The sequence below is a fragment of the Halochromatium sp. genome (assembly GCF_046541315.1).
Lineage (GTDB): Bacteria > Pseudomonadota > Gammaproteobacteria > Chromatiales > Chromatiaceae > Lamprobacter.
On the sequence record NZ_JBKHDN010000119.1, the window covers coordinates 1 to 8,667 of the forward strand.

The 8,667-nt window shown below is 65.8% G+C and carries 10 protein-coding genes; 1 reads left to right on the forward strand and 9 read right to left on the reverse strand.

The genetic code is table 11. From position 1 onward, the window contains the following. The 9 genes from ACLFQI_RS08985 to ACLFQI_RS09025 form a co-directional block, all read right to left on the reverse strand. Positions 1-182: hypothetical protein (locus ACLFQI_RS08985; protein WP_410758633.1), on the reverse strand; the 182-nt coding region annotated here is incomplete at its 3' end. 109 nt (positions 183-291) lie between these two features. Then, on the reverse strand, positions 292-465 hold the full coding sequence (locus tag ACLFQI_RS08990) for a hypothetical protein (RefSeq protein ID WP_410758635.1): 174 nt from the start codon (positions 463-465) through the stop codon (positions 292-294). A 159-nt stretch (positions 466-624) separates the two neighbouring features. Continuing rightward, positions 625-1,947, reverse strand: coding sequence for a DUF2325 domain-containing protein (locus ACLFQI_RS08995; protein WP_410758636.1), 1,323 nt, complete (start codon positions 1,945-1,947; stop codon positions 625-627). Positions 1,948-2,048: 101 nt separating this feature from the next. After that, positions 2,049-3,074 (reverse strand): hypothetical protein, encoded by a 1,026-nt coding sequence (locus ACLFQI_RS09000; protein ID WP_410758638.1) that lies wholly within the window; start codon positions 3,072-3,074, stop codon positions 2,049-2,051. Between the two features lie 122 nt (positions 3,075-3,196). Next, complete coding sequence (locus tag ACLFQI_RS09005; RefSeq protein ID WP_410758639.1) at positions 3,197-3,538, reverse strand: hypothetical protein; 342 nt, start codon at positions 3,536-3,538, stop codon at positions 3,197-3,199. 593 nt (positions 3,539-4,131) lie between these two features. Continuing rightward, a complete protein-coding gene (locus ACLFQI_RS09010) occupies positions 4,132-4,821 on the reverse strand; it encodes a hypothetical protein (RefSeq protein WP_410758641.1) in 690 nt (229 codons plus the stop codon). A gap of 94 nt (positions 4,822-4,915) precedes the next feature. Beyond that, the gene (locus tag ACLFQI_RS09015; protein ID WP_410758642.1) at positions 4,916-5,224 is read right to left on the reverse strand and encodes a hypothetical protein; all 309 of its coding nucleotides are present in this window, start codon (positions 5,222-5,224) and stop codon (positions 4,916-4,918) included. A 57-nt stretch (positions 5,225-5,281) separates the two neighbouring features. Beyond that, positions 5,282-7,804 (reverse strand): ferrous iron transport protein B, encoded by a 2,523-nt coding sequence (gene feoB, locus ACLFQI_RS09020; RefSeq protein WP_410758644.1) that lies wholly within the window; start codon positions 7,802-7,804, stop codon positions 5,282-5,284. After that, the gene (locus tag ACLFQI_RS09025) at positions 7,801-8,070 is read right to left on the reverse strand and encodes a ferrous iron transport protein A (RefSeq protein ID WP_410758646.1); all 270 of its coding nucleotides are present in this window, start codon (positions 8,068-8,070) and stop codon (positions 7,801-7,803) included. The genes feoB and ACLFQI_RS09025 overlap by 4 nt, the downstream gene beginning before the upstream one ends. Positions 8,071-8,265: 195 nt before the next feature. Between ACLFQI_RS09025 and ACLFQI_RS09030 the strand changes: the two genes are divergently transcribed. After that, positions 8,266-8,610, forward strand: coding sequence for a hypothetical protein (locus ACLFQI_RS09030; RefSeq protein WP_410758647.1), 345 nt, complete (start codon positions 8,266-8,268; stop codon positions 8,608-8,610). Positions 8,611-8,667: the final 57 nt, after the last annotated feature.

The window sequence follows — 8,667 nt, forward strand, 5'->3', positions numbered from 1 at the left end:
GGATGCATCGAGCCAGCTCCCGCCTGATAAGGCGGCGTTCGATCCTCCATCGACGCGGTCTCGCCCTGCGCGGGACGCCCGTCGGCGGAATGCTGTTGCCCTGCTTCGCCAGCGGAGGCTGACCGATCACGGGCTTGCGGCGCACCGCTTGGCCCGCTCGGGCCATGCTCGGCTTCGCTCATCGTCTTCTCCTAATCCTGACCAGCGCGTCTATGATCTCGGCTTATTGAATCGACATGATAACCGCTCACATTTTTTTTCGCCAATCGAACGCACGCTTTTCCGGACCGCTCAGCGCGCCACCGCCAAGCCCGCGTTCGACGCCATGCCAGCGGGTCGCAAGGTCGCTTGCGCGCCCGCCTCCTGCGGCGGCAGCACCCAGAGCAGCAGCGCCAACATCAGCGCGACGATGAGCACTGGCGGCACCAATCCGACCACCCCGTACCCCGGATACAAAGCGCGCACAGCGCGAACACCGCACGCACCGATCCGGGCAAGCCCATCTGCACGCCAGGCGCGAGTGCCATCGTCATGGGGCGAATCATGCTTCAACTCTTGCATCGCGAATCTCCCACGTTGGGTTGAGATCTTCAAGCGTCCTGGATCAAGCCGCGGGCTGTTGGTTCAGACCACGCGGCTCGGGCTCGGCGTGCGCTCGCCGCCCAGGCTGACCGGTCCCTGCAACGCCTGCCGATGCGGCTGCTCGACCAGCGCCGTCAGCGCCTCGGCAAAGGCGCCGACGCTGGAGCGCGGCACGAGCACGCAAGGCGTGCCCATCCGCTTGCAGAAGCGCTTGGTGCGTGAGTAGGCGTTGTGGCTGACGGCGTCGGCTGGACAGATCACCGCATCGGCGCTGGCGAGCGCCGCTTGCAGACGCTGCTGGCTGTCCTCGAGTCCGCCGTCGTGGCGGATCATCTCGCCATTGCAGCGCTGTACTAGATCGCGGTAGCGCGGCGCCAGATCGCTGCGACCGCCGACACAGAGGATGCGACGCCCCGCCAGATCCAAGCCCAAGGCGCCGTCACGACCCTCGCGATAGGTGTCGCACTCTTGCTCCATACAGCCGGCGGCCTCATCGTCGATCCCGACAAGGCGCTCGAGGGCCTCGCAAGCGCGCCGCTGTTCGTTCAAGCAGGCGGTGATCTCGACGACCTCGGCTTCAGCCGCGCCCAGCGCCGTCTCCAACGCGTTCGCACGCAGCTCGGCATCGGCCAAGCGCCGGCCTTGCCGCTCATTGTCGCTCTCCAGCTCCGCGACCCGCGCCCGCAAGGCTTGCAGCTCATGACCCTCGGCCAGCGCGTGGAGGCGCTCGCGCATCTCTTCATAGGCCCGCTCGATGCCCTCCTGGTGCGCGACCCGTTCGCGCAAGTGTTCGATCTCGCCGAGCTTCGCCTGCATCCGCCGCGCCTGCCGCTTCGACTCGGCCTCGGTCTCCTTGCGCACGCGCGCGAGATCCTTGCGCGCCTTCGCCAGCGCGGCCAGATCGGCGCTCAGCCCAGCGCCGATCTGGTGCGAAAGCATGTGCACATCCTCATAGGCGCGCGAGCGCACGGAGACATCGGCGAGCCCATGCGTCATCACCGCCCAGAACGCGCCCTGCACCTCGCCTTCGGCCAGCGCCTGTTGCCACAGTTCGAGCAGCGCGGCGGACGATTTGGCCGCCGTGAAGCGTTTCACGCTGCGCGCGTAGCGGCGCTCCAGCTCCTTCTGCAGCGCGATCGAGAGCGCGTTTTTCTCTTCGGCGGCGGCGACGAAGCTGACATGGACCTCGAAGTCGCTCGGCGCCTCTTTGAGCAGCGTCGCGCCGACCTTGCGCGCGAGGCGGCGCAGATCATCGACCTCGAGACAGGTGCCAATGATCGGGCAGTGGTACTTATGCCACAGTTCCCACAGTCGCTTGCGGCCCTTGGTCTGCTCGAACTCCTTGAGATCGAGCGGTGGGGCCAATGCGGCGACTCCAGCGTCGGCGCTGGCCGGCGCGGACCCCGCGATCAGCGGGTCAAGCCCTGAACTCAATCGTTGACATTGTTGACACATGGCGGCGGCACTCAGCTGGTCAAGGCGTTCATCAACGTGGTCCAGAGCCGCGCCTCGTCCCGGCAAAACCGGTGGCGACCCTGGTAGCCATCCTGTTGCAGGCGCCCCTGGGGGCTAAACCGGGGACTGGCTGCCGGACCAGTGTCCATGCCGCCGGCGCAGTCGCCCGGCGCGGCAGCGGAGGCGATGACCGCCATGGCGCGCCCGTCCTCGTCGTAGAGCCGCAGCGAGCGTCCATCGTGCTCGCCCGCATGCCCGCCGACCACCCAAGCGCTGTCGATCGCGCGCACATCGAGTTCCAGACGCGCCTCGTCACCGCGCAGGGAGAGCTGCCCATCGAGATAGGCATGGGCATAGAACTGCTGGATCGAACGGCTGACCCAACCGCCACTGCCGCTGATCAATACCAACGGATGCACCTGATCGACGAGCGTCTCGAGCACGCAAGGCACCAGCGCCGGATCCACTGCGATCGCCCCCTCATCGCCGTCGCCATCGTCATCAGCATGCGCGGCCACCGGTCTGGCCGGCCGGGGATTCAGGCTCAGGCGCCCGCTCAGCTCGGCCACATCGCGGAACCCCAGGCCCGGACATCCCGGTTCCGGCTCAAGGGCCTGGCAATCGCGTTGCAGGCGGTGGATGGCATGATGCTCGAGGGCGGCGATCCGGGGCCCTTCATACCGATGCGGGGCTGGCGTCACGCGCTGGCCATAGGCGCCAAGACTGCACAGGAGCAAGCGCAGTGGCAGCGGATGAGCGCCAGCCTCCAACTGAACGCTCACCAGTGGCTGCTCACTGCGATCCTCGATCGTCAAGCCCTGTTCATCGTTGACGCCATACAGCGCATGGCACTGATCAAGCAGGAGCCGGACTTGATACCCGGGCGTGTCGAGATAGCCCAGCACGCCATGCACACGCAGCCCGTTGAGCGGGCGCCGCTGCGCGCTGCGCACCCCCGGCTGTTCGGTCTCGATCCAAACGCGTCCGAGCAGCGCGAGATCGGCCAACAGATCCGGCCAATGGCCAAGGTAGCGCACCTGCCCAGGGTCCCCACGTCGCGCCCGGCTGGCAACCGGTCGCGCTCTGCCATCGGCTGCCGTCGGAGACCGAGCGGCGTCGGCGAGCCCGGAGCTGAAGTCGGATACAAAAGGCCTCACCATCAGAGGGCTCCTGCTGGAATCCGCCCAGCGCCCTGGCTCACATGTCCAACGCCCTGGCCGGCGGAACTGGCCGAACCCGCGCCGATCGCCGCCAGTCCGCGCCAGTGGCGCGCACCACGACAATAGGCCGCGCGCTCGTCAAGCTCGGCCGCAAGCTGCGGATGCAAGGACAGCGCCTGAAAATGACGCACCACCGTCTCCGCCACGGCCGCCGCCCCCTGCTTGGCCGAGGCCCGGATCAGGCCTGCGAGACGCGCCTTGAGCTGCTCGGGCGGCAGATGCAGCGGAAGGGAATCGACAACGAAAGCCGGATCGGATGTGGATCTTTGACTGTTGGACATACCTTGAGTCTCCGTCATGGGGCGCCGAGGCGCGTGTGGTCTTGGAAAACATCCGGCTGGCCATCGGTCTCGACTGCGCGAGGCTGGCTGGAGCATGGCCTAAATTGAGAACCATTCTCGTTTAGATTAGCAGATCGAGTCGGTTCGTCAAGCCCCGAGTTGGCCCCTGAGTTGGCCCCTGAGTTGGCCCCTGAGTTGGCCCCTGAGTTGGCCCCTGAGCGGATCGACCGCGATCGATCCTGAGCAACCTGCAACCAGCCACGCTTAGCGAAAGCGAGTGATTTGTATTTGCTGTCCGTTGTGATAAGGTCCAGGAGGAGCATGCAACGATCCAGGGCGAACCGATGCCAAACCGACACAATCGCAATCGAAGGATGGTCCAAGGACGCGGCGACGAAGCGGGCGCGGAAGCGAGCGCAGGACAGGAGCAACCGCCTCAGCCAGGGCGGATCAAGCAGACCGGGCGGCGCGCTTGGCTGCGCGATGCGTTCTTTTCAGGCCCGCCGCCGTCCCGTTGGCGGCGCTGGGAACTGCTGCGAGCGCTGCGACGCGAGCTGGATGAGTGAGGAATGGGGCCGCCGCCAACCGCCCGTTCAGCCCTGCCGCGAGCGCGCCGTTTGGACGGTCAGCGCGCATTCGCCGACGGCATCGATCACGGCGGCGGCGAAGCGGGCCTCGGCCGGAGTTCCAGCCGTCGTGCCCGCTGAAGGCTCGGCCAGATACACCTCGATACCGATATAGAGCAGGCCGGCCCCCTTCCAGACCGACTCCGGCAGTTCGGGCCTGACGCAAGGCCAGGCGTCGGTCTGCCGAGCGTCGGCCGACCTTGGCGGGGTTTCGACATCGGCCGCGATCAATCGCACCGGACGCATGTCACCAAGACCGCCCGACCCACGACCTTCAGCAGCCGCCTTGCGCTCGATGCAACGCAGCAGCGCCGGTTCGCCACAGAGGACATCGGCCGAGCATTGGCGCTCGTCGAAGCCGGTGTGGAGGTCGATCAGGACCCGCTGGCCGGGCTGGACGTGCTCGAGGATCTGCCGATAGAGTTCGGCGTGACGCTGGCGATAACGCTCGAGCCCGTCCGGGCCGGGCCGCTGCCCCGAGAGCCCCACCGGGATGCGCAGTAGGCCGATGCGCTGGCGATCGAGATGCTCGGCCACGACCTCGCCAAAGCTCAGCTCCTCGCGGTGGGCGCCGATCACCAGCAGGATCGGTGGCCGAGCACGCGCGAGTCGGTCCGGCTGACCGAACAGGTTGGCGGGGTTGAACAGCGCGGGCATGCATCAGCCTCCGGGACGCGAAAGCCGAGATCCGAGTAGATGCGGTGCCGGCCGTAGCGATGGGCGAGCTGCTCGACCTGGATCGCGGCCGACATCAGGATCGCTTGCGGATCGAGTCGAGTGGGATGCGGGCGACCGTCGGCGGTTGCTCCGCTGCGCATGCGTCAGATCGGGCGACGGATCGGCTGACCGCGCAACTGCCCTCACCGCCCTTAGCGCAGCCGCCGCAGCTGCCGCGCTTGCGCCAGAGCTGCCGATAGAGATACCAAAGCGCCAGAACCAGGATCGGCACGATGATCCCGACGTCGACCAGCGTGATCGGCGGCTCGGTCTGGACGCTCGAAGCGTCATCGACGCCAGTCTGCATGTGCTGCGCTTGAACCTCTGCTGTGGACTCAGTCATGGCCTGCCTCCTCCATCAAGATCATCGTTATCGGGGTCGTCCCCATCGGAAGGCCACTCATCCCTCCGAGAACCGCTGCCGCAGCAGCCGACTCGCCTTGCGATCACTCAGCAACCCAACGATCAACAGCAGCACGAAGGCGCCCCAGTACACCACCGACATGGCCTCGATCCCAGTGGCGCCGACCTCCATGCCGATACTGTAGACAGCGCTCGCGACCAACAGGCCAAGAATGGTCGGGAAGATGATCGAGAAGGCCATCCATTTGTAGGAGCCGGTCTGCACCTTGACCATCATGGTGGTCGCCAGACAGGGCGGATAGAGGGCGAAGAACAGGATCATCGACACCGCCAGCAATGCGGTGGCGCCGCCATCCCGGGTCTCCTCTCCCATGCGCTCTTCCAGGGTCTGATTCTCGTCATCGCCCTGCTGGAACAGCACCCCCAGGGTCGCGACACTGCTCTCGCGCGCCGCAAAGGAGGCCAGCAGCGCGACGTTGATCTTCCAATCGAAGCCGGCGAACTGGGTGATCGGCTCCATGCTGCGACCGATGGAGCCGAGGATCGAGTGCGTGATGCGCTCCTCGCGCATCTGCTTACGCAGCTTCTGGCGCTCGCGCGCGAGCATTTGCAGTGCGCGGCCCGCCTGTTTCGCGTCCCGATCGGCGCCGCGCCGCTTGACGAGCGGGTAGAAATCGGGATTGCGGGCCTGGAAACGCTCGGCGACGCGCTTCGAGGCGGCGGCGCCCGAGGCATTGAGCTTGGCGCGCTTGTAGTCGGTGAAGTAGTTGATCAACGGCACCAGATTGGCGTCAGAGGCGATCTCGCGGTAGGGATTGTCCTCCAGCGTCTGCTCGAAGCGCTCGATGGCGGCCTCGGCCTCCTGCGCGAAATGCACCTTGCGCTCCTCCGGCAGGCCCGGCAGGTGCAGCAGCACGAACACCACCACGGCGACCGCCAACACCACGGTGCCGACCTTCTTGATGTACTGCCAGGTGCGCTCGATGGCGCGACGCGCGACGCCGTTGAAGGTCGGCAGATGGTAGTGCGGCAATTCCATCACGAACGGCGAGGTCTCATGGCCGCTGAGCACGGTCTTGGTCAGCAGCTTGGCCACGAGCAGCGCGAAGATGATGGTCATGGTCGAGATGTAGAACATCATCAGCGACTTGTGCTCGACGAAGAAGATCCCGAGCAGCAGCGTGTAGAGCGGCACCTTGGCCAGGCAGTTCATGAACGGCACGGTGAAGATGGTCGCCATGCGCGCGCGATTGTCGGGGATGCCCTTGGTCGCCATCACGCCGGGCACCGCGCAGCCACCGGCGAACACCCCGCCGAGGATCAACGGCAGCGTGCTCTGGCCGTGCAGGCCGAAGCGATGCAGCACCTTATCGAGGATGAAGGCGATCCGGGCCATGTAGCCCGAGTCCTCGACGATGGCGATGCAGGCGAAGAGGATGATGAAGATCGGCACATAGTTGAGCAGGGTGTTGGCCGAATCGACCAGCCACAGCCCGAGCGAGCGCACATAGGGATCGACCAGGAAGTGCGCGGTTGGCAACACGCCAGCAATCAGCTCGCGTCCCTTGGCCAGATACGGCCAGGTGATGTTGGTCAGCTCATAGCCCCAAACGATCGAGATCTGATAGATCGCGAATACCGTCAGCACCAGGAAGCCCGGTGCCAGCCAGCGATTGAGCACCACCCGATCCACCCGGTCGGTGAGGGTCGTGCGGCCTTGCTCGCCGCCGCTCAGAACGCCGTCGAGCAGGCGCTCGACGGCCCGATCCCGGCAGCCGACGACGTAGTCGCTGATCTCCATGCCCTGACGCTGCTCGAAGTCGGCGATCAACCCACCGACGGCCTCGCGCAGCGGTCGCGCCGCCGGCTCCCCGAGCCGCTCGACCAGCATGCTGACCGCTTGGCTATCGCCCTCGAGGAGTTCAATCGCGAGCCAGCGTTGCGGCAGATCGGCAATCGCCTTGAACGGCGCCAGGCGTTGTTGGACCTGGGCGATGATGGGCTCGAGCGGCCCATAGTCGATGAGCACCGGCGGCGGCGTCGGGGTCTCGACCTGCCGTAACGCTTCGGCACGCACCGCCTCGCGCAGCGCCTCGCGGCCTTGGCCCTTGCGCCCGACGGTCGCCACCACCGGCAGCTGCAGCCGTTCGGACAGCAAGCGCTGATCGATCTGGATGCCCCGTCCCTCGGCGACGTCCATCATGTTCAGCGCCAATACCGAGGGCAGCTCCATCTCCAGGATCTGTAGCGTCAGATGCAGGGAGCGGCGCAGATTGGAGGCATCGATCACGTTGACCGTCACGTCCGGTCGGTCACCGAGCAGGAACTCGCGCGCCACCCGCTCCTCGAGCGAGAACGAGGTCAGGCTGTAGGTGCCCGGGAGATCCACGGTATAGACGCTGCCGACCTCGTCGCGGTACTCACCGTACTTCTTGTCGACGGTCACCCCCGGATAGTTGGCGACATGTTGCCGAGCGCCAGTCAACACATTGAACAGGGTAGATTTTCCGGCGTTCTGCTGGCCTGCCAGGGCGACCAGGACCCCATCGCGCTTGCTCATTGCTTCGTCTCCTCGCGGGTCTCCTCGCTCGTGACCTCGATGGTGATGGCTTCACGTCGTCGCAGGGTGATGCTGGAGGCGTCGAGCTTGAGTTCGATCGGATCGTTCAGCGGCGCGCTGCGCACCACCGTCACCACCACGTTCGGCATCAGGCCCAGATCCAGCAGGCGCTGGCGCACCGCGCCGCTGGAGTGGTGACGCTGAATACGCACACGCCCGCCGGGGCGGATATCGTTCAGGGTTCGCGCGCCGCCGCGCTCGGGCATCTTAGGCATCACTGGCGATCTCAGGGGGCGTCTCGACCGTCGATGGGTTGAGGATTACACGCTATTGCAGTTCGAGCCGCGATGATAAGTCAGACAACCACAATAACGCAAATGCGAACTTTTGGTATTTACACGCAAGAAAAACAGCGGTACGCTTGCGACACGTCCACTGACGGAACTGACGGAGATGACCCGATGACCAGAAACCCCTGCCTCCTTCCTGCTCCAACCACCCTGGCTCCAGCCCTGGCGCTCACCCTAGCGCTTGGCGCGACCACAGCCCTCGCGCACACCCCGCTGTGCTCTTGCTACGACAACGGTGACGGCACCGTGCTCTGCGAGGGCGGCTTCTCGGATGGCTCGTCCGCCGCAGGCGTGGGCATCCGTGTCCTGGATGCCGACGACAATGTCGTGATCGAGAGCGAGATGAATGAGTACAGCGAGTTCGAATTCGACAAGCCCGATGGCGACTACAAGGTCGTCTTCGACGCCGGCCCTGGCCACGACATCGAGATCGACGGCAGCGACATCGTCGAGTAGAACTCGTTCAGTCGCTCAAGGCCTCGCCCCAGCGACTCGATCCAGCGACTCGATCCA